Origin of the sequence: Luteimonas galliterrae (genome assembly GCF_023374055.1) — a bacterium.
GTDB classification, from domain to species: domain Bacteria; phylum Pseudomonadota; class Gammaproteobacteria; order Xanthomonadales; family Xanthomonadaceae; genus Luteimonas_C; species Luteimonas_C galliterrae.
The window spans coordinates 262,925-288,420 of sequence record NZ_JAMBEP010000002.1; the positions used below are offsets into that span (position 1 = coordinate 262,925).

General features: G+C 63.5%; 17 protein-coding genes. 5 read left to right on the forward strand and 12 right to left on the reverse strand.

All coding sequences use genetic code 11. The annotated features are described in order from the left end of the window. Positions 1-303: 303 nt before the first annotated feature. The 4 genes from M2650_RS11850 to M2650_RS11865 all read right to left on the reverse strand — a co-directional run bounded on the left by M2650_RS11850 (position 304) and on the right by M2650_RS11865 (position 9,367). Positions 304-3,324, reverse strand: coding sequence for a TonB-dependent receptor (locus tag M2650_RS11850; protein ID WP_249474763.1), 3,021 nt, complete (start codon positions 3,322-3,324; stop codon positions 304-306). Between the two features lie 342 nt (positions 3,325-3,666). Next, a complete protein-coding gene (locus M2650_RS11855; protein ID WP_249474765.1) occupies positions 3,667-6,681 on the reverse strand; it encodes a TonB-dependent receptor in 3,015 nt (1,004 codons plus the stop codon). A gap of 243 nt (positions 6,682-6,924) precedes the next feature. Continuing rightward, a complete protein-coding gene (locus tag M2650_RS11860) occupies positions 6,925-8,730 on the reverse strand; it encodes a phosphoenolpyruvate carboxykinase (GTP) (protein ID WP_249474766.1) in 1,806 nt (601 codons plus the stop codon). Positions 8,731-8,779: 49 nt separating this feature from the next. Further along, positions 8,780-9,367, reverse strand: a complete 588-nt coding sequence (locus M2650_RS11865) for a TetR/AcrR family transcriptional regulator (RefSeq protein ID WP_249474768.1) — start codon at positions 9,365-9,367, stop codon at positions 8,780-8,782. Between the two features lie 194 nt (positions 9,368-9,561). On the opposite strand from M2650_RS11865, the gene M2650_RS11870 reads away from it, so the two are divergent. After that, positions 9,562-12,036 carry an acyl-CoA dehydrogenase gene (locus tag M2650_RS11870; RefSeq protein ID WP_249474770.1) on the forward strand — a complete coding sequence of 825 codons (2,475 nt, stop codon included), beginning with the start codon at positions 9,562-9,564 and terminating at the stop codon, positions 12,034-12,036. Positions 12,037-12,109: 73 nt separating this feature from the next. Next, positions 12,110-12,583, forward strand: a complete 474-nt coding sequence (locus M2650_RS11875) for a hotdog fold domain-containing protein (protein ID WP_249474771.1) — start codon at positions 12,110-12,112, stop codon at positions 12,581-12,583. A gap of 117 nt (positions 12,584-12,700) precedes the next feature. Here the strand turns inward: M2650_RS11875 and M2650_RS11880 are convergent, their stop codons facing one another. From M2650_RS11880 to M2650_RS11890, 3 genes are all read right to left on the reverse strand, one after another. Next, complete coding sequence (locus tag M2650_RS11880) at positions 12,701-13,048, reverse strand: DUF1304 domain-containing protein (protein WP_249474772.1); 348 nt, start codon at positions 13,046-13,048, stop codon at positions 12,701-12,703. A 38-nt stretch (positions 13,049-13,086) separates the two neighbouring features. Beyond that, entirely contained in the window at positions 13,087-13,578 is a 492-nt protein-coding gene (locus tag M2650_RS11885) for a DUF922 domain-containing protein (RefSeq protein ID WP_249474774.1), read from the reverse strand. Between the two features lie 94 nt (positions 13,579-13,672). Further along, positions 13,673-15,025, reverse strand: a complete 1,353-nt coding sequence (locus tag M2650_RS11890) for an NTP/NDP exchange transporter (protein WP_425602543.1) — start codon at positions 15,023-15,025, stop codon at positions 13,673-13,675. A 128-nt stretch (positions 15,026-15,153) separates the two neighbouring features. Here M2650_RS11890 and M2650_RS11895 point away from each other — a divergent pair, with 128 nt between their 5' ends. Beyond that, positions 15,154-16,749 carry a GMC family oxidoreductase gene (locus tag M2650_RS11895; RefSeq protein WP_249474776.1) on the forward strand — a complete coding sequence of 532 codons (1,596 nt, stop codon included), beginning with the start codon at positions 15,154-15,156 and terminating at the stop codon, positions 16,747-16,749. Positions 16,750-16,944: 195 nt separating this feature from the next. Here M2650_RS11895 and M2650_RS11900 read toward each other — a convergent pair whose 3' ends face one another. Further along, complete coding sequence (locus M2650_RS11900) at positions 16,945-17,715, reverse strand: hypothetical protein (RefSeq protein WP_249474778.1); 771 nt, start codon at positions 17,713-17,715, stop codon at positions 16,945-16,947. Between the two features lie 99 nt (positions 17,716-17,814). Here M2650_RS11900 and M2650_RS11905 point away from each other — a divergent pair, with 99 nt between their 5' ends. Continuing rightward, entirely contained in the window at positions 17,815-18,678 is an 864-nt protein-coding gene (locus M2650_RS11905; protein WP_249474779.1) for a LysR family transcriptional regulator, read from the forward strand. 821 nt (positions 18,679-19,499) lie between these two features. On the opposite strand, the gene M2650_RS11910 is transcribed toward M2650_RS11905, so the two are convergent. Both M2650_RS11910 and M2650_RS11915 read right to left on the reverse strand, forming a co-directional pair. Continuing rightward, positions 19,500-21,404 (reverse strand): M48 family metallopeptidase, encoded by a 1,905-nt coding sequence (locus tag M2650_RS11910; protein ID WP_249474780.1) that lies wholly within the window; start codon positions 21,402-21,404, stop codon positions 19,500-19,502. 157 nt (positions 21,405-21,561) lie between these two features. After that, on the reverse strand, positions 21,562-22,158 hold the full coding sequence (locus tag M2650_RS11915; protein WP_249474781.1) for a LemA family protein: 597 nt from the start codon (positions 22,156-22,158) through the stop codon (positions 21,562-21,564). Between the two features lie 94 nt (positions 22,159-22,252). Between M2650_RS11915 and M2650_RS11920 the strand changes: the two genes are divergently transcribed. Next, a complete protein-coding gene (locus M2650_RS11920) occupies positions 22,253-23,644 on the forward strand; it encodes a serine hydrolase domain-containing protein (protein ID WP_425602544.1) in 1,392 nt (463 codons plus the stop codon). Between the two features lie 201 nt (positions 23,645-23,845). Here M2650_RS11920 and M2650_RS11925 read toward each other — a convergent pair whose 3' ends face one another. Beyond that, entirely contained in the window at positions 23,846-24,226 is a 381-nt protein-coding gene (locus tag M2650_RS11925; protein ID WP_249474783.1) for a hypothetical protein, read from the reverse strand. 806 nt (positions 24,227-25,032) lie between these two features. After that, entirely contained in the window at positions 25,033-25,428 is a 396-nt protein-coding gene (gcvH, locus tag M2650_RS11930; RefSeq protein ID WP_249474785.1) for a glycine cleavage system protein GcvH, read from the reverse strand. Positions 25,429-25,496: the final 68 nt, after the last annotated feature.

A 25,496-nucleotide genomic window follows, 5' to 3' on the forward strand; every position in this document is an offset into this window, starting at 1 on the left:
TCGTGGCTTGTGCTATCGGTCACCGTGCCGATAGTCATACAGACAACGATAGGTCGCGCGGTTCGGTCGCGTTTTGGGGCATTTGCGGCGGAAGGCACGCTTTTTCTATGCCGGAAGTCATATCTGAAGGTCATGACGACCTAAGCCATTTCGTCCATTTGCGTCGCAGGCTCATTTGCGACTGGATCCGAAATTTTTTTGTAGCTTGAGCGGCCGTATGCGATCGCCGGGGCCGGCCCATAAAAAACCGCTGGCCCGAAGGCCAGCGGTCAAGGTCAACATCCTCTGATTTTTTACCGCTTATCAGAAGTCGTACTGCACCATGAAGCGGACCGAACGCGGCGCCTGGAACGACGCCGGCAGGAATGCCGTTTCCAAGCGGGTGCCGGACGTACCGTCTTCGACCTGCTCATTCACCGAGGTCACCTTCTGCGAGTTCATGAGGTTGAAGATGTCAACCTTGAACTGCAGGCCTTCGACGTACGACGGGCGGTAGGCCACGTTGAGGTCGACGTTGGAGCTCCAGGACAGACGACCGCCAGTACCACGCGGGGTCGGAATGCCATCGCAACGGAAGAACGACGAACCATACGGGTGAGCTTGGACGCCCGGCTCAACCGGGTCAGTGTCGAGGACACCCAGGCAGTTCATCGGACGGCCAGACTGCACCAACAGGTTGGCGCCAACCGACCACTCGTCGCTGATTTCGTAATTGCCGAACAGCTTCAGGCTGTGGCGGCGATCGTTCGGCAGATAGCCGTAGCTGTCGACCGTCAGTTCGAGGTAGTCGAAGTCCTGGGTCACGTTGGTATCGGACTGGCCGATATCCGACTTCACGCCGCCTTCGGTGTTGCCCCTGCTCTTGGCGTAGGTGTACGAACCCTGCAGGAAGAACTTGTCCCAGTTGCCGTCGAAGAAGAACTCAAGCGCGGCGTACTTGCGCTTGGCCTTCGGCGAAAGAAGCTCGCCGGGAACCGTGGTTTCTTCCAGAACGCCGGTGTTGAAGAAATCCGTGAGGAAGACTGCGTCTTCGCCGGGATTGAACATACGGCAGTACGGGAAACCGGCGTTCGGCAACACAGCTTCCTGACCGTTGCGCAGCCAATGCCCGTCGTCATCCTGTGCGAAACCGCCCGCCCTCAGGATCGCGGTGTAATCGCAGTTGTCGTCGATCGCCGCCTTCAGCTCACGGTAGATGCCGCGGATACCGAGCGAGAAGTTGTCGTTCAACGCTTTCTGGAAGCCCAGGATGTACTCGTCCTGATACATCGGATCGAGGTTCTTCGAGGCGATGGTCAGCGGATTCTTGGCAGTACCGAATTCGCCATTGACGAAACGGAAGTTACCCCACGAGGTCAGACCGGTCGGCTCGCCCGTCACAGGGTCGAAGCCGGTGTAGTCGAACTCTTCGCGAGTGAACAGCGAGGCGCTGGCGCCACGCACGGCCACGGTGGCCGTCAACGGCAAGGCATAGCGACCGGCGTTACCGAAGACTTTGAACGTGGAATCGCCGTTCACGTCCCAGGAGAAGCCCAGACGCGGGCCGAACTGGTTTTCGATATCGACGTAAGCCTGACCCTGGCCATTGATGTTCTTGAAGCTGTCCCAACGGCCGCCGATATAGGCGACGAAGTTGTCGGTAACGTTCCAGCTGTCCTGGATGTAGTACGCGCGCTGCTCGACCTTGACGGTGGCGCCCTGGTTTACGATCTGCTCGCGGACGAAATCGGTTTCGTCGCCGTTGTTCGGGATATCGTCCGGATCGTCAGTGCGATAGCTCCACACGCGGCCGCCCTCGAACGAACCGCCATCGACCGACTCGAAATCGTCGACGTCGTAGCCGAAGCGCAGCAGGTGGTCGCCCAATTGCCATTCGGCGTCGATGCGGTACTGGTCACGGGTGTCCTCGGCGTCCTGGCGGACGATCTGGGCGCCAGTGATGTTACAGGTGCTCGCACGGGTGCCGTCGATCGCGCGGCGGTAGCCCGGTCGCAAATCCGTGATGATCGGGCAGCCGGTGGCGGGGTTGTTGATATCGCCGCCGTACGACACGTCCAAGCCGCCCGCTGTCCGCAGACGCTGGCCGCGCGAGAACTTGCTGTGGCCGGCCAGGGCGGACAGGGTGAAGTTGTCCGTCAAATAGCCGGTGTACTTCAGCACATAGTTCTCACCACCCTGCTCTGTGAAGTTGGTGCCGAGGAACGTAGTGCGGTTCAACTCGCCCACAGGATTCAGGTAAACGTCGCTGTCGGTTTCCGTCTTGTCCGAGAACGCGGTCAGCTCGAGCAGATGGTTGTCGGTGATGTTCCAGTCCATCTTCAGCAACCAGTTCGGGGTTTCCGTCTGATCGCTGGAGTTGGTGGAAGACAAGACGTTGCCGTAGATCTCATTGTCCTTGCGGCCATAGGAGATCAGGCCGTAGGCGAACAGCTTGTCTTTGATCAGCGCGCCGCTGGCCCAAACCGAAGCGACGGCCTGCCACTGCGAATCCTTGGAATTATCCTGGCGCAGCACACCGGTCGTCAGATAAGTGTTCTTGACTTCCTCGCGCAGGTCTTCCGGTTCCCAGAAGATGTTGCCGCCGGCGTGGAACTCGTTGGTGCCGCGCTTGGTGATCATGTTGACCACGCCGCCCAGCGAACGGCCGAACTCGGCGCCGTAGCCGCCGGTCTTGATCTGCTGCTCGGCGATAGCTTCGTACGGAATCTGCGCGAAGTTGAGGTTCTGGAACGTGTTGGTGATGTTGAAGCCGTTGACGTAGTACTGGTTCTCGGCCACGGAAGCACCGCCGAACGACGCCAGGTTGCCGAACGCGGCATCGCCGCGCACGGTGCCCGGGGCCAACAGCGCGACGCTGGTGGCATCGCGGGCGACCGGAATCTTGGCGATCTGTTCCGCGGTCAGGATGGTGGTCGATTCGACCGACGACACGTCGATCGGATTGATAGCACCAGTACCCACGACGGTCACGGTATCCAGCGTCTGCGCGTCGCCGGTGCCGCTGACGAAGGTGACGTTGGAAGAGGTGCCTACGCTGACATTGGTGGTGCGACTGCTGGTCGAGCCGTCGACGCCCTTGCGGGTAACGGTGTATTGGCCGATCGGCACTTGCGACAGGCGATAGTTGCCGTCGGCACCCACGGTGATGGTACGCGAGAAGCCGGTAGCCGGATTCTCGACGGTGATGGTATCGCCGGCGACAGCACGACCAGATACCACACCCGCGGTATTGGTCTGTGCTTGGACGCCGCCCACGAAGCTCAGACCGAGTGCAACGGTCAGCGCGCTTCGCTTCAAGCCTTTGGCAAGGTACTTAGAAGCCATTGTTTGTAACCCCCATGGGACAGTTGACCCTATAAGAAATGCGTTTACGTCAAGAGCCGAAAGGCGGCATGACCGGCCGACTATAGAACAGCCAACAATTCTTTAACAAGGGCCTCAGCGGGAATTTACCTAGATAACCCACCTATTCAGGCTGAAGCTTTGAATTCATTCAGGACGTGGCTCCCAAAAGCCCACCCACTTCGTAGAGGTAGAGCGCCAATTGCTGCACTGCACAACACGTTTGACATGTTCAGCCGGCATGACCAATGGGCTAGGCGCCAACAAAAGAGCCGCTGGCGGGGAGCCAGCGGCTAGGGTCTCTATCCCAACTTTGTCGACTGCTTAGAACTCGTACGCCACCGTAAGCCTGGCGGACCGGGGGGTGAGGAAGTTCTGCTCGTTTAAGAAATCAGGATCGCGTGTAGGCGCGGCGCGATTCACCTCTCCCGTTTCGTTGTATTCGGTAACCGTTTGGGAGTTGAGGAGGTTGAACACATCCAGCTGGATGGTCAGCTGACCCGGACCGAACTTGGGAGTCCAAGCCAGCGAGGCATCAAACGTCCGGCTCCAAGGAGTCCGGCCCCGATCCCCACGATGACCGAGCGTAGTAACACCTTGCTCGTTTATGCAATAGAAGCTGGAAGCCGAATAGCTGAACAACGTTCCCTCATCATTGCCCAAGTCATCGAGCGGAATGAAACCATTGCAATTGACAGGTCGACCGGATTGAATGAGGAAATTGGCACCGACGCGCCAATCATCTGAGATCTGATAGCTGCCAAACAGCTTCAGCGTATGACGACGGTCATTAGGCAAATAACCGTACGCCCCATCCTCGAATAAACGATGGTCGAAGTCCTGAGTCAGACCAGCGTCGCCCTGCTCCAGCGTCGAGTTCACGTAGCCTTCGGCGTTGCCCCTGCTCTTCGCATAAGTATACGAGCCCTGCAGGTACCAGTTATCGGCTTTTGCCCTCTCGAAGAAGAATTCCACCGCGTGGTAGCTGCGGCTGTACTCCGGCAAGCCGAAGTAGCTGGCCGGCACCGTAACTTCGGTCAGATTACCCGTGTTGTCCAAGTCGATCGACAACTCGACGTCCTTGCCCGGGTTCATCACAAAACAACTGGCCATGTCGGTGCCCACACCGTCGTCGGGCGCGAAATCTGGGTGGCCATTGTCGTTCGCCCAGTCGATGAAAGCCTGATTGCTGCAGTAATCGTCCATGCCGTTACGCACTTTGCGCATGATTCCCCTTAAGCCGACGGTCCAATTCGCGGACAGTTGCTTCTGGAACCCCAAGATAAATTCATCCTGGTACATCGGATCTAGATTCCGAGTGGCGACCGTCCGAGGATCCGGAGCGACCGTGGAACCATTGATCTGCGTGGGGCCCAGCTGCGTACCCAAAGCAATGGGCTCGCCGGTAGTAGGGTCAATACCCGTGAAGGTGAAGAACTGGTTAGTGATGCCTTCGACGGCAGAAGCACGGATATTGGTGTTCGACGCTACGGGAATGAAGTAGCGGCCTGCATTACCGAAGACCTTGAAACTGGAATCCCCGTTCACATCCCACGCAAACCCTAGGCGAGGACCAAACTGCTTATCCGCTTCGATAAACGTCTGCCCTAGATCGTTCTTGTTCTCGAACGACTCCAAACGCGCGCCCAGATACAGCATCAGATTGGGCGTGGCTTGCCAGTTGTCCTCGACATAAGCCGCCGTATTGATGATGTCGTAGCTGCCAGTCGAAGACACGAAGTGGCGCAGGCGCACGTATTCCGTGCCTACCGGCACTGCGACGCCGTTCACCACGCCAGAGTTCGCCGTGAAGTACCGGTAATAATCGTTGGTGCCCGAATAAGTCAGACCTGCCTGGAAAGAGGTGAATTTCTCATGGTCGTAACCGAAACGCAGGCGATGATCGCCTAGCTGCCACTCAGCATCCAAACGATAGGCTTTGCGCTCATCGAAGTCGGGGCCAGCGTCCGGGTCGCGGATCTGCAGCTGGGACTCGTTCCAGCAGCCTAGATGATTTGTGACGTTGGCGTTAGGACCACGGCTGTCATAGACCGCATTGCACTCCGCGCCGGGAAGCGACGCAGGAAACTGCGCGTTATTCAGGCTCTTAAGCTTGCCCGCCATCGCACTGACGGTGAAGGTATCGGTGAGATAACCCGTGTACTTTCCGATGTAGACCTCGCCGCCATTCTGAACCTCGTACCGTGCCGATTCGTCGCCATGCGCGCCGTCGTAAAGATCATGATTGGAATAATCGACGGTCTCATCGTAGTCACGATTGCTAATGCCCGTGAACTCAAGCAGATGATTGTCCGTGATGTTCCAATCGAGCTTGACCATACCGTGCGGCTTGGTGTTCTTGGTCGAGGTGCTGGTCGTACGACGGTAAACGTCGTCAGTTTCGCGCCGCCCTTCCGCCAGTGCGAAGAAGAAGAGACGGTCCTTGATCAGAGGCCCGCTACCCCACAGGTTGAAGGTCAGATCGTCCGACTCGTTTTGCGAACGGTACGCGTAATACTTGTCTAGCGGATTCGCCTCAACCTGCGCCGCGTTCCTAGTCAGAACGTCTTTTCCTCGCTCGCGCCAGGAAGAAGGAGAATAGATTGCGCTGACGCCGCCGTGCCACTCGTTGGTACCACGTTTGGTCACTATGTTGATCACGCCTCCGAGCGAACGGCCGAACTCAGCCCCGTACCCGCCCGTTTTCACCTGCTGCTCGGCGATGGCAGAGAAGGGCATCGACGCGTACGAAGTAAACCGATGGATATTGGTGACATCGAACCCGTTGATGTAATAACCGTTCTCCGCAACAGACGAGCCGCCGAACGAAGCGAGATTGCCGAACCCCGTATCGCCCTTGACCGTACCTGGCGCGAGCAAGGCCACGTTTGTGATGTCCCTTGCCACAGGCAACTGCTGAATTTGTTCAGCCGAGAAGATCGTTGTCGATTCAACCGACGAGACGTCGATCGGATTGAACGCAGCCTCACCGACGACCGTTACCGCCCCCAGGTTGGTCGCGCCGCCGCCCGTAGGCGTGGTGAAGCTCACCGGCGTGCCCGTGCCTACGCGCACCTGCACGTCGCGAGAACCCTGTGCAGAAGTAACCGTGTAACGTCCCGGCGCTAGCTGCGGGAAGGTGAACTTACCGTCACTACCGGCGGTGATCTCGCGAGTGACGCCGTTGTCAACGTTTAGGATTGTGACCTTCCCGCCCGGAGCGGTTTCGCCGAAGATCGACCCCACCGAACTCTGCGCACTGACGCTGCCGGCGAAGCAAATACCCAGCGCGACGGTCAAGGCGCTTCGCTTGAAGCCCTTTGTAAATTGACGTGCCATTCTGTGTAACCCCCTACGGATCAAAAGTGATCAAAAAAACAGTCCGTCTATGCCCAAAGTTGGCATGACCATCGGACTATAGGGGGCGACACAAATAATTAACAAGCCTTTCAGGCTAAATTCACATAAGAATTTTAGCTTGGCGCTAAAACCATAAGGCTTCGAAGTCTAAGTTATTGAACTAGTTATAAATTTTTAATCAAGTCTCAACATCTTGCGAGACGCATAGTGCGTTGCAGCACACTACCCGCGAAGGGTTGCTGCGATATTTTTCTGCTCGACCAGTAGTGCCGAAGGTAACCGTCCGCCGTATTCGTTCAGGTAGCCGGCGATGCCGTCGAATTCGCGGAGCCAGCCTTCCCGCTCGAAGGCGAATAGTTTGTCTTGGGCCTCGGGCGTCAACTCGACCCCTTCCAGATTTAGGTCGTCGGCCTTGGGCAACGCGCCGATGGGCGTGTCGACGGCGCGCGCTTCGCCCTTCACCCGGCCGATCATCCATTCCAGCACCCGCAGGTTGTCGCCGAAGCCCGGCCACAGGAACTGGCCATCGTCGCCCTTGCGGAACCAGTTGACGTGGAAGATCTTCGGCAGCTTCGCGCCCGGCTTGTCGAACGATAGCCAGTGCGCGAAATAGTCGGCGAAGTTGTAGCCGCAGAACGGCTTCATCGCCATCGGATCGCGGCGCATCACGCCGACCGCGCCGGTGGCCGCTGCGGTGGTCTCCGAACCCATCGAAGCGCCGACCAACACCCCGTGGGTCCAGTCGCGCGCTTCGAACACCAGCGGCACCAGCGAGGCGCGGCGGCCGCCGAATACGATCGCGCTGATCGGCACGCCCTGCGGGTCCTCGGCATGCGGCGAATAGCTGGGGCACTGCTTGGCGCTGACGGTGAAGCGCGAATTGGGATGAGCGGCGGGGCTGTTGTTGCGGTCGTAATCGCGGCCTTGCCAATCCTTGGCCGGGACGCGGTCATCCAAGCCTTCCCACCACGGCTGCCGGTCGGCGGTGGTGGCGACGTTGGTGAAGATAGTGTCGCGCTGGATCGACGCCAACGCATTCGGGTTGGATTTGGCCGATGTGCCCGGCGCCACGCCGAAATAGCCGGCCTCCGGATTGATCGCCCACAACCTGCCGTCGGCGCCCGGACGCATCCAGCAGATGTCGTCGCCGACGGTCCATACCTTCCAGCCGGCCCGGCGATAGCTTTCCGGCGGGATCAGCATGGCTAGGTTGGTCTTGCCGCAGGCGCTGGGGAAGGCCGCGGCGATGTAATGCGTTTCGCCCTGCGGATTCTCGATGCCGACGATCAGCATGTGCTCGGCCAGCCAGCCTTCCTGGCGCGCCTGGTACGAAGCGATGCGCAGCGCATGGCATTTCTTGCCCAGCAGCGCATTGCCGCCGTAGCCGGACCCGTAGCTTTTGATCAGCAGTTCTTCGGGGAAATGCATGATGAAGCGGCGTTCGGGATCGAGTTCGCCGATCGAATGCAGTCCGCGCACGAAGCTTCCTTCGCGCTCGATGCGCGCCAGCGCCGCCGCGCCCATCCGCGTCATGATCCGCATATTGGCGACCACATACGGCGAATCGGTGACCTCCACGCCGCAACGCGCCAGCGGCGAATCGATCGGGCCCATGCAGTACGGGACCACGTACATGGTGCGGCCGCGCATGCAGCCGGCGAACAGCGCGTCCATCTTGGCGTGGGCTTCGTCGGGCGCCATCCAGTGGTTGTTGGGGCCGGCCGTCTCGGCGTCGCCGGTGCAGACGAAGGTGAGGTGCTCGACGCGGGCCACGTCGTCGGGGTCGGAAAGGTGCAGCCAGCTGTTGGGATGCGTGTCCGGATTCAGCGGCAGCAGGGTGCCGTCGTCCTGCATCAGCTCGACCAGCTCGTCGTGTTCGCTGTCGCTGCCGTCGCACCACTGGATGCGCGCCGGCTCGGTCAGCCGGGCGACTTCCATCACCCATTGGTTGAGCGCGTCCAGCTGGCTGGCTTCGGCTGCGAGCGGCTGCGGTACCGGTTTGCCGAAATGTTCTGTGGAAGTGCTCATAGCGATCCTTCGAGATAAACGGGGTATCCGTGCTGCCGGCCTGCCGCGCTCACGCCTTGGGGATGAGCGTGTCCATCATGTGTTCGACATAGGCCTCGAACTCGTCGTGCTGCATGCGGGTCTGGTGCAACTGCAGGTTGAGCTGCAGGAAACCGACGTAGGCCGCGTACAGCAGCTGCGCCCGGTAGCGCGCATCGGTGCGGCTCAGGCCGACCTGGCGGAACGAGGCGGTGAGATATTCCAGCCGCCGCTCGGAAATACGGCCGATTACCGGCTGCACGGCCGGGTGGTCCAGCGCCTTGAGCAGCTCGGAATAGATGATGTGCGACTTGACCTCGTTGGCCACCAGGTGGAACAGCGAACGCAGGCGCTGGCGCGGATCGGGGATGGGCTCGAGCTGGCCGAACACGGTTTCCTGCTCGACCTTCTCCCAGCGCTCGAGCGCGGCCACCAACAAGGCGTCGCGCGACGGGAAATGCCAGTAGAAGCTGCCCTTGGTCACCCCCAGCCGCCGGGCCAGCGGTTCCACCGCGACGGCCGCGACGCCTTGCTCGGCGATGAGATCCAAGGCGGCCTGGGCCCAATCGTCGGCGCTGAGGCGGCCGCTGCGTTCGGATTTGGCGGCGGCGAGGGTCATGGCGAGAGTTTATCCATACGGTAGGGTCAGGGACAGTATCGAACATTGCCGGGTAAGCCCGGCTGACTGAATGCGTTGACGTAGCCTGGAATACTATCCATACTTATGCGTATGGTAAAGCCGTAAGGCGAACACCCGCCTCACGCGCTGGCCCCTAACCTTGCCTGAGCCTGCGGGCTCGCCGGAGCATAGCCATGAGCGTCGCGCTTCCCTTTATCGCTTTCCTGCTCGCGGGCGCTTTCGCCGCCTATCACCGCCTGCGTCTTGCGGTCTGGGCCGCGCTGACCGCCAGCCTGCTGGTCGCCTGCTGGTTGTTGGGCGCCAGTCCCGCGGCGACCATCGTCGCCGGCGTGCTGGTCGCGCTCATCGCCGTGCCGCTGCTGCTGCCGCAGATCCGCAAGCCTTTCATCACCGCGCCGCTGCTGAAGTTCTACACCAAGTTGTTGCCGCCGCTGTCGGAAACCGAGCGCACCGCGCTGGAATCGGGCACGGTCGGCTTCGAGGGTGAGCTGTTCTCCGGCAAGCCCGACTGGGACCAACTCCTGTCGCTGCCCAAGCCGCAGCTCACCGCCGAGGAACAGGCCTTCCTCGACGGCCCCTGCGAAGAGCTGTGCACGATGATCGACGAGTGGGACATCACCCATGTGCGCGCCGATCTGCCGTCGGAGATGTGGGACTACATCAAGCGCAATAAATTCTTCGGCTTGAACATCCCGAAGGAATACGGCGGCCTGGGTTTCTCGGCGCTGATGAACCACAAGGTGATCCAGAAGCTCGCTTCGATTTCCTCGACGGTCAGCTCCACCGTCGGCGTGCCCAACTCGCTGGGCCCGGCCGAACTGCTGATGCACTACGGCACCGACGAACAGAAGCAGCAATACCTGCCGCGCCTGGCCGACGGCCGTGAAGTGCCGTGTTTCGCGCTGACCGGGCCGTTCGCCGGTTCCGATGCGACCTCCATCCCCGATTACGGCATCGTCTGCCAGGGCGACTGGAACGGCGCCAGCGTGCTCGGCATCCGCCTGACCTTGAACAAGCGCTACATCACGCTGGCCCCGGTGGCGACGCTGATCGGCGTGGCGTTCCGCATGTACGACCCGGACGGCCTGCTCGGCGACAAGCGCGACATCGGCATCTCGCTGGCGCTGGTGCCCAGCGACACGCCGGGGCTGGAGATCGGCCGCCGCCACTTCCCGCTCAATACGCCGTTCCAGAACGGCCCGATCCACGGCAAGGACGTGTTCGTGCCGCTGTCGCAGCTGATCGGTGGCGAAGACTATGCCGGCCGCGGCTGGCAGATGCTGATGGAATGCCTGTCGATCGGCCGCTCGATCACCCTGCCCTCCACCGCCAGCGGCGGCGTCAAGATGGGCGCGGTGGTGTCGGGCGCGTACGCGCGCATCCGCAAGCAGTTCGGTTTGTCGGTGGGCCGTTTCGAAGGCGTCGAGGAAGCGCTCGCCCGCATCGGCGGCAAGGCTTATGCGGCCAGCGCGCTGTCGCAGGCCACCGCCGCGGCCGTAGCGCGCGGCGAGAACCCGGCGGTGCCGTCGACCATCGCGAAATACCACTGCACCGAGCTGGGCCGCGAAGTGATCAAGGACGTCATGGACATCCATGGCGGCAAGGGCATCATCCTCGGTCCGCGCAATTATCTGGGCCGCGCCTGGCAGGCCACGCCGATCAGCATCACGGTGGAAGGCGCCAACATCATGACCCGCAGCCTGATGATCTTCGGCCAGGGCGCGATCCTGTGCCATCCGTGGGTGATGAAGGAGATGAAGGCGGCCCAACTGCAAGATCCGAAACAGCGCATCGACGAATTCGACGCCAACCTGTTCGGCCATATCGGCTACGCGATCTCCAATGCGGTGCGCAGCTGGTGGTTCGGTTTGACCGCATCGCGCATCGGCAGCGCGCCGGGCGACGACTACACGCGCCGCTTCTACCGCAAGCTCAACCGCTACTCGGCCTGCCTGTCGGTGATGTCGGACACCTCGATGCTGCTGCTCGGCGGCAAGCTGAAGTTCAAGGAATCGCTGTCGGGTCGGCTCGGCGACGTGCTCAGCAACCTGTACATCGCCAGCGCCATGCTCAAGCGCTACCAGGACGAAGGCAACCCGGCCGGCGACCAGCCGCTGCTGGCCTGGGCCTTCCACGACAGCGTGCACAAGATCGAACTGGCGCTGTCCGGCGCGCTGCGCAACTTCCCGATCCGCCCGGTCGGCTGGCTGCTGTGGGCGCTGATCTTCCCGTGGGGCCGCCGCGCGCAAGCGCCGAGCGACCGACTGGGCCATCGCGTCGCCGCGCTGCTGATGACGCCGTGCGACGCGCGCGATCGCCTCGCCGCCGGCGTGTTCCTCACGCCGTGCGCCAACAATCCCGCCGGCCGCATCAACAGCTACCTGCCGACGGCGATCCTGGCCGAGCCAGTCGAACGCAAGTTCCTCAAGGCGCTGAAGAACAGCGATATCGAAGCGCTTGAGTTCGACGCGCAGCTCGACGAGGGCGTCAAGGAAGGCTGGATCACGGCCGAGGAACGCGCGCAGTTGGAAGAGTTGCGCCGGATCACGCTGGATGCGATCACGGTCGACGATTTCGACCCGGAAGAGCTGCGCGCGGCCTCGTACCGCAACCAGCACGCGCAGCAGGTGTCGCGCGCTGCAGCGTGAGCGCTTTGGGACGACGGAGATGAACCCTCGAACGGCGAGCCCAGGCTCGCCGTTCTCATTGCAGGAGCCCACGATGGCCAGCAACGTGCTTTCGCTGTACCGACGCATCATCCGCTGGCCCGCCGGCCATTGGCTTTTCACGCGCGCGGTCTGCTTCAAGGCGCCCTACTTCGCCAGCATCTCGCCGCTGATCAAGACCTTGGAACCGAACCGCTGCGTGGCTACGTTCCGGCACCGCCGCCGCGTCACCAACCACCTCGGCACGGTGCACGCGATCGCGCTGTGCAATATCGCCGAACTGAGCGCAGGCCTGATGACCGATGCCAGCCTGCCGCCGTCGATGCGCTGGATACCCAAGGGCATGACGGTGGAATACGTGAAGAAGGCGGCCGGTACGATGTGCGCCACGGCGCTGCCTGGACAGCGCATCGTCGAGTCCGACGAAGGTTACGAGCTGCCGGTGCACGTGACCGTCACCGACCCGGACGACGAAACCGTGTTCCGCGCGCGGATCCTGATGTGGCTGTCGCCGCGGCCGTCGCGCTGACTCCGTGGGAGCGGCTTGTGGGAGCGGCTTTAGCCGCGAGCTTTTGACCTGAATCTTCCTGGTTTGAAAAAGCTCGCGGCTAAAGCCGCTCCCACGGAAAGCCGTTCCCCGCGAAATTCAAAACAGCCAGGCGGCGATCGCCAACAAGGCCGGCAACGCCTGCACGTACAGGATCTTGCGGCCGACCGTCGCTGCGCCATAAACGCCGGCCGCCGCCACGCAGGCCAGGAAGAACAGGCAGAACTCGCGTGAGTCTGTCGCCAATCCATAAACCAGGCCTGCGGCGAGGAATCCGTTGTACAGCCCCTGATTGGCGGCCAACACCTTCGACTGCTCCGCTTTTTCCCGCGATTGGCCGAAGACCTTGAGCCCGAGCGGCTTGGTCCACAGGAACATCTCCAGCACCAGGAAATAGGCGTGCAGCAGTGCGACGATAACGGTGAGGGCTTGGGCCAGTATCTGCATGGCCGGATCCGATGCGGGATGGCGGCGATATTACGCCTTCAGCGCGAGCGGCGGATCTGCAGATGCAGGACGTCGCGCTGGTCCAGCAGCCGATCGCGTAACTCCCAGCGCGCCCGCACGCGGCCGGTTTCGCGGCGCAGCGCCTTCGACAGTTCCGCGCAGTCCGTCTCGGGCGGCCGTTCGCCGAGTATGCGGCGCAGCTCTTCGGCGGCATCGAGCGCGTTCTGCCGGTGCCGCAGCTCGTGTTGCCGGGTGCGTTCGCTGATCGTTCCCCAGATTTCCTGCAGCGATGCGGGCATGGGCGACGCATCGTCCCAGCGCGGCAGGTCGATCCGGATCTTCAGCCGGATCGTCAGGTCCCGCACCAGGCAACGCCGGTTGTCCTGGACGAAGCTGCTTTCGACCTGGAAATCGGAGCGAGTCAGGCCGTGCTCCGCGCCGCGGCCGTCCGGCACGCGCAGCGTGCGCAACAGTTCCTCCGGATTGCGCCCGTACACCGGGTAATAGACGGTGGATTCCTCGACCTTCAAGTCCGCTTCCGCAGCGGCGGCTTGACTGCAGAAAAATGCGGCCAGCGCAAACAATCCAACGGCAGCTCGCCTCATCCGACTCTGCTGCAGCGACTCATCGTCGCGTCTCTTCCGCGGCATCCGCATTGTCCGGCAGCGTGCGCTGCGCCCGGATCACGCGCCAAGCGCCGAAGGTCATGCCTACGGCTACGCCGACGCCGGCCAGGAACACCATGCTCGAGCCGGCGGCCGACAACGCCTTGTGCACCCAGGCGAAAGTGACATCGCCGCCGCGGTGGATCACCGTATCGATGGCGGTGGCCGCCTTGTAGCGCCATTCGCGGCCGACGCGGGTGTAGATGGTCTCGCGCGCCGGTTTGGCCAGCGAAAACTCGCTCGCCCGCGTCACTACCTGCATCACCGCCACCAGCATCGGGAAAGGCGAGGCCGCCAGCGCGCAGAAACCGACCAGGATGGCCATAGCCGGAATCAGCAGCACCGGGCCGATGCCGTAGCGCGACAGCAGGAAGCGCGTCAGCAGCACCTGTACCGTCAACGTCAGGCCGTTCACCGCCAGGTCGATGCTGGAAAAGAACGCGGTCCTCGCCTCCGGCGTGTCGTAGAATTTTTTGACGATCGCCGCCTGCTCGTTGTAGAGCAAAGTGCCCACGCCGACGCCGAAGAACGTCAGCATCGCCAGCGCCCGCAGCAGCGGCTCCTGCGCGATCAGCTTGAGGCCCGCCAGCACTTGGCCGCCCATCGGAACTTCGCCGCTCTTGCGGCCGCGCTCGCGCTCGCGCTGCACCGCCCATATGCGCAACCGCAGAATGCAGACGATGCACAAACTCAGCAGCAGCGCCGATACCAGCAGCAGGTTGGCGATGCCGATCCGCTCGACCAGCAAACGGGTCAAGGTGGGGCCGATCATCGCGCCCAGCGTGCCGCCCGCGCCGATGTAGCCGTAAACGCGCTTGGCCTCGTCGTTGTTGAACACGTCCGCCATGAAGCTCCAGAACACGGCCACCGCGAACAGGTTGAACACCGTCAGCCAGATGAAGAACACCATGCCGCGCCCGGGCAATTCGGCGCGAAAAGCGAAATAGAACGCCACCAGGCAGGCGATGAAGAAGCCGTACACCACCGGCAGGAACACTCGCCGCGGATACCGGCTCACCAACGCCCCGTAAACCGGCTGCAGAAGCAGCATGATCACGAAAGTGCCGGTGAACAGCGCCTGCAGCATGAATTCTTCGAGCGCGATGCCGCGAATGGCGAACCAATCGATCATCCATTGCGGGAATACCGTGGCGGCGTCGCGTGAAGCGCCCATCGCCTCGCGCACCGGACGCAGCAAGTAGTAGCCGGTGAGCAGGCAGAAGAAGTACAGCATCGCCCACCACAATGGCGGCGAATCGCCTAACGCGGCGCGGAAACGGGATAGGCGATGCGCGGGAGCTGGGCTGTTCACGGGTGGCGCGGGACACGCGGCCTTGGTCAGGTTCGCGGCACGTTAGCCGATGCCTGCGCGACGCGCTACCGCTGCGCCCGACACCTGCGCCGAGCATATGCTCTAACTTCGCCACCTACCTTCCGCCGATGCCCGATTCTTCCGCGACGTACGACTACATCATCATCGGCGCGGGTTCGGCCGGCTGCGTATTGGCCAACCGGCTGTCCGAAGACCCCGCCATCAAGGTGCTGCTGCTGGAAGCCGGCCCGCGCGATTGGCATCCCTTCATCCACATGCCGGCGGGCTTGGCCAAGCTGGTCGGCCAGAAAGGCGTCAACTGGAATTACGACACCGCGCCCGAACCCCAACTCAACCACCGCATGCTGTGGTGGCCGCGCGGCAAGGTGCTCGGCGGGTCGAGTTCGATCAATGCGATGTGCTACATCCGCGGCGTGCCGGGCGACTACGACGATTGGGCCACGCAAGGCGCCACCGGTTGGGATTGGGCTTCTGCGCTGCCTTATTTCAAGCGCAGCGAGGGCAATAGCCGCGGAGGCGACACGCTGCATGGCGGCGATGGCCCGTTGACCGTGTCCGACTTGCGCTATACGAACCCGTTGTCGCATGCCTTCATCGCTGCGGGCCAGCAGGCGGGTTACCCGGCCAATACCGACTTCAACGGTCCGACGCAGCTAGGCGTGGGCCTGTACCAGGTCACGCAGCGCGGCGGCGCGCGCTGTTCGTCGGCGGTCGCTTATCTCGACCCGGTCAAGCCGCGCCCAAACTTGAGCGTGCACACCGGCGCGTTGGCGCAGCGCATCGTCATCGACAACGGCCGCGCGACAGGCGTCGCCTATTCGCACGGAGGCAGGCAGACGCTCGCACGCGCCGAACGCGAAGTGCTGCTATCGGGCGGCGCCATCAACTCGCCGCAGCTGCTGATGCTGTCGGGCATCGGCCCGGCGGCGGAACTCCGCGAAAACGGCATCGACGTGGCGGTCGACTCGCCAGGCGTCGGCCGGAACCTGCAGGACCATCTTGATATCTGCACGCTGCAGCACTGCACGAAAGGCGTCAGCTACGACCGGGTCGGCGACGCCACGATCGCCTTCAACTACTACCTGCGCGGCCATCGCGGGCCGGGCAGCAGCAATATCGCCGAGGCCGGCGGCTTCGTGCGCTCGCGTTACGCACCGGACGAGCGCGCCGACGTCCAATTCCATTTCGTGCCGGCCATGCTCGACGACCACGGCAGGAAACGTTTGAAAGGCGACGGCTACACCCTGCACGCTTGCTTCCTGCGTCCGCGCAGCCGCGGCCGAATCCGGCTGAACGGCGCCGATCCCGCGGCCAAGGCCCGGATCGAGGCCGGTTACCTGAGCGATGCGGAAGGTTTCGACCTGAAGATGATGGTGGAATGCGCGAAGATCTCGCGCGAAGTGTTCGCGCAGAAGGCCTTCGATCCTTACCGCGGCGCGCCGATCTTCCCAGAGCGCAGCGACCTGTCCGACGCCGAACTGGCCGAATTCGTCCGCGCCAAGGCCGAAACGGTCTACCACCCGATCGGCACCTGCCGCATGGGCAGCGACGGGGCGTCGGTAGTCGATCCACAGCTGCGCGTGCGCGGTGTCGACGGTTTGCGCGTGGTCGACGCTTCGGTGATGCCGACGTTGATCGGCGGCAATACCAATGCGCCGACGATCATGATCGCCGAGCGCGCCGCAGACCTGATCCGCATGTAGGGCGGGCCTTCGCCCACTATCGCGAACCCGAAAGATCGTGACGAAATGCGATGGTGTGATGATGGGCCAAGGCCCACCCTACGGATCCGACGCTTCTCTTTTAGCTGTCATCCCGAGCGCAGCGAGGGATCTGCTTTCAGGGATCGGATGAGTAGATCCCTCGCTGCGCTCGGGATGACAGCTAAAACGAGAAAATCAAGATTGCGGTATGAGACTCAAATCCTCTCGGTAATCCCAGGTTTCGACTTTCGCTTCAGCGAAGGAAGCGGCCAGGTCTTCCAGTAAACCCTGCCTGCGGGTCGTGTCCGCAACACCAGCGACCAGCGATTCCAGGCTCTCGCCGCGCGCGTCGTAACCGGCCCAATCGTCGCGCGCGACCATCAGCATGTAACCGGGCGTGTCGCCGCCGACGATCAACTCGTACCACGTATGCGGTGGCGCGTCGGCCTGGCGCAGCAACGACTCGCGCGCCGCGCGCACGGCCCTTTCGAAGCGGGCGGCACTGCCGGGACGCACGCTGTAGTGGAACACCTGCACGCTCTTCGACGGCTTCCACCGCTCCAACGGAAACCCCGTACTCAATTCACGGCGCAGGCGATAGCTCGCGCGGAAGGCGGTCTGCGCGTGCGGCGAAAAATTCTTCTGCGCATCCGCGCCGTCGCCGGCAGGGTCGACGCGCTGGTCGAAGGCCGCGAACGGCGCGCCGAAGCTGCCGTCGATGAACATGCCGACGCGGTCGCCATGGCCAACGTACCAGCCGTACCACACCAGCGGATCGCGCTTGGCTTTGTGCCAGCGCAGATGGGTGCGATAGCCCTCATCGAACTGCGCCTCCATGCCGGGCTTGGCGAAATAGCCGTACAGATGCGCGGCGTCGCCGCTGTCGCGGGTGGACGTCTGCGCGGCGGCCGGGATCGCCGCCGACAGCGTCGCCGACACGGCCAGCGCGAGGATCAAGCGTTTCATGGAGCCGGTCTCTTTTCGGACCCGATCAGGCTAGCCGCAACGGGCCGCGAGGACTATTTCAAATGTCCGCGCTTGCGTTCCAGCCCCTAGAATGGACGCATGCAGCCCGACTTCAAGCGCCTGTCCGTATTCCGCACCGTGGTCGCCAGCGGCGGCGTGATCGCGGCCGCGCGCGAGTTGCACAAATCACCGTCCGCGGTCACCTACGACCTGCAACAACTCGAACGCCTGCTCGGCGCGAAACTGTTCCGCAAATCCGGGAGAAGGCTGGCCCTCACGCCGCGCGGACGGGCCCTGGCCGCCTCGATCGAACGCGCTTATCTGGACCTGCAGCACGCCTGGGAAAGCATCGGCGAGGCCGATGGTCTGGAGCCGCTGCGCATCGCCTGCGTATCCGGATTCGGACGTTATCGCCTAGTGCCGCGCCTGCTGCAGTTGCTGTCGCGCGACCGGCCGGTGGAAGTGCTGTTCCGCACCGCCGGCGGCGTGCAAACGCTGCTGGAAACCGGGCGCGTCGCGCTCGGCGTCAGCTATCGGCCGCTGGTCACTGCAGGCATCGCTTCGGTGTTGTTGGGCGAGGAGGAACTGGCGCTGGTCGGACCGAAATCGCGGCGTGGCTCGCCTGCGCCCGAAGACATCCCGGCCCTGCCCTTCGTCACCTACGAAGAATTCGAATACGTCTTCTTCCGCTGGTTCGAAGCCAACGGCATCCCGCTGCCGCAGCCCTGGAACCGCACGGATCATTTCGAAGAGCTCGAGGAAGCCCTGGAAAGCGTCGCGAACAGCCGCGGCTGGTCGGTGGTGCCGCTGGATTCGGCGCTGGGCCGCGCCTACCGCTCGCGAGTGCAGGTGCATCGCCTCAAGCGGCGCGTGTGCACGAACGAGATCCACTTGGTCGGCAGCGAGAGGGAGCTACGCAGCGAAGACGCGGCATTGCTCAGATTGGCGGCGATCTCCGCGTAGTCAGTTCTTTATAGAGCGGGGCTTGCCCCGCCGCTCTTGCCCTTCAAGCCGTCATCCCCGCGAAGGGATCCAGCGCCTTTGCGGTTGGTCTGTGTAGAGCGGAGCTTGCTCCGCTGCCTTGGCTTGGGGGTTCTGGCTATCTGCCGGCCTTTCAGGCCGGGGTTTCGTCCGCTCAAACCGCGGCCGAGTTACTTTCTTTTTGTGGGGCCCAAAAAGAGAAGTAACCAAAGAAAAAGGGCCTTTGGAAGGGATCCCGGCGATGGGGCTCCCCCGTGTTCTTGGCCCTTCTCACCGGCTCTCGTGATTCCTCCGTCGCTTCGACATTTAGATCCGAGGCGATCGATCAGAACGCCTCCTTAGCGCACATCCGCAAAAGCCGCGTCACCCATAGGCTACGAATCAAAATCTAGTACCTGCGTAAGAAGGTCACCCACGACGAAAGCCGGGCCGCTGGCGGACTTCAGGTGCGACGCTTCGCACCGCAGTTCAGGCCCTTTCTTGGGTTACTTTCTTTGGGCCAGCAAAGAAAGTGACCCGGGCGCAGCCCGGAAGCCTTTGTCCATGGCGCGAGTCGCAGCGCAACTGGCCAGGGCGCGGGCCTGGGTCCCGGCCTTCGCCGGGATGACGGCTTGAGGAGCACAAGCAAGATGGGTCCCAGCGTTCGCTGGGATGACGGCATGAGAGCAACGGCATAAGGGCGAACGGTTCAAGGGCAAACGGCTCAAGAGCGAACGGCTCAAGAGCGAAGAGCAGCGGAGCGAGCTCCGCTCTACAGAGGTGGAGCAAGCGCGGCGGGGCGAGCCCGCTCGACAAAAAAGCGGTTAGCTGCGTTCCAGCATCGGGGGCAGCGGGCAATGAAGCACGCTGCAGATCGTGCGCAGCAACTCGGCTTCAGCGACGGTGACGCGATTGTCGTGGCTGACCGCCGCCGTGATCGCCTCCACCATCACTTGCTTGGCCAGCGGGTCGAGCGCGTCCAGCGGTTCCCACACGGCATCCAGCGCCAGCGCGCCTGCCGCAGGCGGCGCATAAGGCAAGTGGTCCCGCGGCAGCACGCGCTGCATGCCGGCCAGATAGGCGCGCTGCGCGTCGGCGGCGTTCTCGTGGCCGGCCTGGGCGACCACCGCCAGCAAGGTCGCGAACTCCTGCTTCACGTTGCCGGGCTTGCGCCTGCCGAAGCGCGCGTAGCGCGACGGGTCCAGCGATTCGCGCACCTGCACTTCCAACAGCCGGCCCAGGCAGTATTCGAACAGCGACACGCGGCCATCGGTATTGACCACCGCGTGCACCGTGTCCATGAACGCATCGAGCCCGGGCCGCGGCCGCAGGCGCAGCACCGGGAAGGCCAACGCCGCCAGCGGCAGGCGCAGCATCGGATGCAAGGGATCGAGCCGCTCGACCTTCAGCCGATCGGCAGCGGTCGCCGTGTCCGCGCCCAGCCTCGCCTGGATCTCGGTGCGTTGCTTGGCTTTCACTTGCGGCTCGGCGTCGAGCAGCAGGCCCAGCAGCAACGGAATCACTGCGTCGCGCTGCTTGGCCAGGTCGCGCAGGTCGTCCGGGATCGAGGCGACGATACTGTCGGCACGCCGGTAATCGTCCGGCGACGGACGCGCCACCTGCTCGGCCACCATCGGCGGAGTCAGACTCAATTCCGCAGCGGCGGCAGGCAGCAGCACCGGCGCGATGGGCAGCGGCGAGCGGCGCTCGGATGCCGCGCCGGAGGCCGGCGTTTCGTCGGAGGCGCTCGGCGGGTCCGCGCGCCAGCGCCTGCGCAGCTGCTCCAGATCGTCGGCGCGGAACGACGGCTCCAGCGCCTGGATCCGCTGCAGCAGCGGCGGATGCGTGGCGAACAGGCCGGAGAAGCCGACGCCGTCGCCGAACAGCATGTGGCTGACTTCCTCGGCATCGCCGCGCTGGGCGAGCGCGGAGCCGGTTTCGCCGGCGGCGATCTTCTTCAGCGCGCCGGCCAGGCCCGATGTCTGGCGGGTGAATTGCACTGCGGACGCGTCGGCTAGCGATTCGCGGGTGCGGCTAACGCCGGCTTTGATCATGCGGCCGAAAAACAGGCCGATATAGCCGACCGCCAGCGCGACGAGCGCTGCGACCAGCACCGCGCCGGCGCCGCGGCCGCGGCCGCCGCCGTGCTGCAGGATCTTGCGGCCGATCAGGCCCAACATCAGGATCCCGAACAGCACGCCGATCAGGCGGATGTTGAGCCGCATGTCGCCGTTGAGCACGTGGCTGAATTCGTGCGCGATCACGCCCTGCAGTTCGTCGCGATTGAGTTGCTCGAGCGCGCCGCGGGTCACCGCGATGACCGCATCGGAAGGCGAATAGCCGGCGGCGAACGCGTTGATGCCCGCTTCGTGCTCCAGCACGTAAATCTTGGGCACCGGCACGCCCGAAGCGATCGCGATCTCTTCGACCACGTTGCGCAGGCGGCGCAATTTGGTATCGGTAGCGCCCTCGGGCACCGGCACGCCGCCGAACTGCAGCGCGACCGATTCGCCGCCACCGCGCAACGAGGCGATGCGGTACAGCGAACCCAAACCGATGATGGCCAGCGTGACGATCGTGGTCAGCGCCAATCCTCCGGCACCGCCGCCGAATACGACGAACATGGCCAGATCCACCGCCAGCACGATGCCGATCACCGCTAGCGAGAACAGCACGATCAGGCGCGTGGAAGTGCGCCGCGCGGCGGCCTGGCGTTCGAAGAAGTTCATCGGGTGCGATGCTCCTGCTCTTCCCTTCTCCCCTCGGGAGAAGGTGCCCGGAGGGCGGATGAGGGTTCGGCGAAGCTACGGCGATCGTGTTGCGTCGTCACTCCGCCGCACCCTCACCCCAACCCCTCTCCCAGCGGGAGAGGGACTAAAGCACTCCTCAGAACTCCACCTTCGGCGCCGCACGCACTTCGGCCTGCTTCTCTTCCGGGATCTCCAACAGTGCGGCGGGCGCGAAAGCGAACATGCCGGCGACCACGCTGGACGGGAACACCTCGCGCTTGTTGTTGTAGGCCATCACCGAATCGTTGAAGGCTTGGCGCGCGAATGCGACCTTGTTCTCGGTGCTGGTCAGCTCTTCGGTGAGCTGCATCATGTTCTGGTTGGCTTTCAGGTCCGGGTAGGCTTCGGACACGGCCAGCAGCCGGCCCAGCGCGCTGTTAAGGGCGCCCTGGGTATTGGCCAGCTCGGCCATCGCGGCCGGATCGCCGGGGCTGGCCTTGGCCGCCGCCAGGCCGGACACCGCGGCGCCGCGGGCGGCGATGACGGCTTCCAGGGTCTCGCGTTCGTGGCTCAGATAGCCCTTGGCGGTCTCGACCAGATTGGGGATCAGGTCGAAGCGGCGCTGCAATTGCACGTCGATCTGGGCGAAGGCGTTCTTGAACGCGTTCCGGGCCGTCACCAGGCCGTTGTAGATGCCTACCGCCCAAAATGCCAACACCACCACAATACCCAGCAGGATCAACAGAGTAAGCATCAAAGTTCCCCTTGTTCATGCAAAGTCCGTTTAATACCGATTAGTATCCGGCAGAAGACGGCTGAAGCCGCAGCATACGCAGGGGAGACCTCCGATGAAAGGCAACCGCATCCGACCGCATCGGCGCCATTGGCGGATGGGTTTGGTCGGCCTGCTGTTGCCTTTGGCGCTGACGTCGGGGGCGCAGACGCCCCTGCGCTGGAACAGCGCTTCGCAGGGCGTGCAGCCGCCGCAAGCCACGACCTTGACGGTCGGCTCGCAAACGACCCAGCCGACATTCGCGACCCCGATTTCGCAGGTGCCCGCCGTGCCGCTGGCAGCGGGCTTCGACGTGCGCCAGTTCGAGGCCATCGCCCAGGAACTGGTCGCCAACCAGCGCGTACCCGGCTTGGCGCTGGCGATCGTCCAGAACGGCCGCGTGCTGTCCGCGCGCGGTTACGGCATCACCGACGTGCGCGCGGCCGAGCCGGTCGATGCGCATACCGTTTTCCGGCTGGCGTCGTTGTCCAAATCCTTCGCCGGCTCGATCACCGGCATGCTGGTCTCCGAGGGCGCGCTGCGCTGGGACAGCAAGCTGATCGACTATATGCCCGAGTTCCGGCTGGCCGATCCGACGGCCGCGCAGCGGCTGACCGTGGCCGACATCCTCAGCCACCGCGTCGGCCTCACCCACAACGCCTACGACCGCGACATCGAGCGCGACGCCGACTACCGCAGCCTGCTGCAGAAGCTGGCCTACGCGCCGATGAAGTGCGCGCCGGGCGAATGCTATGCGTACCAGAACGTGGCCTTCAGCACGATCGGCGATATCGTCTTCGCCGCCACCGGCAATTTCTATAGCGAGACCGTGCAGCGCCGCATCTTCAAGCCGCTGGGCATGAACGACGCCAGCTACGGCCTGGAGGGCATCGAAGCCAGCGCGCGCTGGGCGCGGCCGCACGTGCGCGCGCGCGGCGGCTGGGTGTCGCTGACGCCCAAGCCCACCTATTACCGCGTGCCGCCCGCGGCCGGCGTCAACGCCAGCATCAGCGACATGGCGCAGTGGCTGCTCGCGCAGACCGGGCACCGCCCCGACGTGCTGCCGGCACCGCTGCTGGCGACGCTGCATGCGCCGCTGATCGATACTCCGGGAGAGCTGCGTGGTTCGCCCTGGCGCCGCGAGCGTGTGTTCTCGGCCGGCTACGCGCTGGGCTGGCGCGTGTACGACTACGCCGGCCACGAAGTGGTCTTCCACGGCGGCGCCGTGCAGGGCTATCGCGGCATGATGGCGCTGCTGCCCGAGCGCGATCTGGGCATCGCGATCCTCTGGAACAGCGAGAGCTCGCTGCCGTCAGGCTTGCTGCCGACTATTCTGGACAGCGCGATCGGCCTGCCGGCCGTGGCCTGGATCGACCTGGGTCCGCAGCGGCCCGACACGATGATCGCCGGCCGGCCGGCGCCGGCCGCCGGCGTGGACTCATCCACTTCCGAAGCCGCGCCCGACTGACCCGCTCCGCTCGCTCTTCGTAGGAGCGGCTTCAGCCGCGAGCTCTTGCTCTGTTTTCGTCGCTGCGGGCAAAAGCTCGCGGCTGAAGCCGCTCTTACAAAAGCCGGCTCCTACAAAGATCCGCCAATAAAAAACTCTCCCCCGCCTGGGCGCGGAGGAGAGTCTGTATTACGGCTAATCGGGTTTTCTTATTGGATCTGCTTAGATCATCGGAGCAGGCATGGCCGGCATGGTGGCCGGAGAAGCCTTCTTCGAACGACGGGCCGGCTTGCGCTTGGCCTTCTTGGCAGCCTTCTTCGCCGGCTTCTTCTTGGCGGCCTTCTTGGCGCGCTTCTTGGTGGCCTTCTTGGTCGCCTTCTTCGCGGCCTTCTTGGCAGGACGGCGCTTGGCGGCCTTCTTCGCGGTCTTCTTGGCCGGACGGCGCTTCGCAGCCTTCTTGGCCGTCTTCTTGGCAGCCTTCTTAGCCGGCTTGCGGGCTACTTTCTTGGCGGCCTTGCGGACGGTCTTGCGTGCAGCTTTCTTAGCGGATTTCTTCGCCGCCTTCTTGGCGGGGCGTTTCTTAGCAGCTTTCTTCATAGCCATGGGATGGCTCCTCGTCAGTGGACTATCGGATACAACTGCCCAGGGACAACAACATCGCGGGAGTCGGACCCGCGACCAACCGCCGCTGCGCCAGGCGCAACGGGACGGATTTGTTAAGAGCCTGCATCGCTACATGCAGACCCCGGCGGAAGGTTCCGCCTGACGCAAAAACACCCGCGGCGCGGCTGGCGGCGCGGGTGTCGGGATCGGGTGCAATACGTTTTCGCGGGGAGACGAAGCCTGAGTCCACCGTATAGAACGTCCGGGCGGAGCACTGTGTTTTGCTTCGTGTTTTCGATTTAATTCGACTCACTCGCTTCGGCAGGCAACGTCTGCTGGGCGAAACCTAATCACGGTTTTTTCCACTGTCAACACCCCCTGCGTAATTTTTTTCGCCTCCCCGGCCGCCCCGCTCGCCCGCTCGCGGCGCCGATCGGGCGCCGCACGATTGCATTTTCGGTCGCGTCGATCCGCCGCGCGCCGATCGCTTGTAACAAAAATGCTTTGTTTTAAGCGCTCTGCTTCGCACGCACCGCAGCCGCGCGCGTGGCGAGGCGCTCGGACCGCGATTGCTCGGAACGCGTCGCGCAACCGCCGCAACCCTTCCTGCGCACCCCTAAAAAAATTTTCGCGACGGGCCGATTTTTTGCCCCGCACAAGTCGATTTGCGCGAAATTGCGCGAACTTTTTCCGGACCGCGCACGTCTGCGCGGCGTGACGGAAAAAGAAAACCCGCAGCGTCGCCGCCGCGGGTTCGTCGGTTCGCGCAGGTCGCGGACGCAACGCATCCGGACCGGCGAGCGCGCTCAGTGGTCGTCTTCTTCCAGCAGTTCGGCGTAGTCGTCCGGGCCGAGCAGCTCGTTGAGCTGGTCCGGTTCCTCGGCCTCGATGACGAAGATCCAACCGTCGCCGTAAGCGTCCTCATTGATCGTCTCGGGCTTGTCGGACAGCGCGCTGTTGACCTCCACCACCTTGCCCGTCACCGGCGTGTAGACGTCCGAAGCAGCCTTCACCGACTCGACCACGGCGCATGCGGTGCCGGCTTCGACGCGATCGCCGACGTTGGGCAACTCCACGTAGACCAGATCGCCGAGCAGGCCTTGCGCATGGTCGGAAATGCCGACCGTGATCTTGCCGTCGCCTTCGACGCGGGCCCACTCGTGGGACTTCAGGAATTTCAGATCGCCGGGGATCTCGCTCATCGGTGGCTCCGTGGTGCTGTCAACCGGAAAGTTCGGTCGGGGGTCGGGTGGGGCTTTAGTTTAGCGAA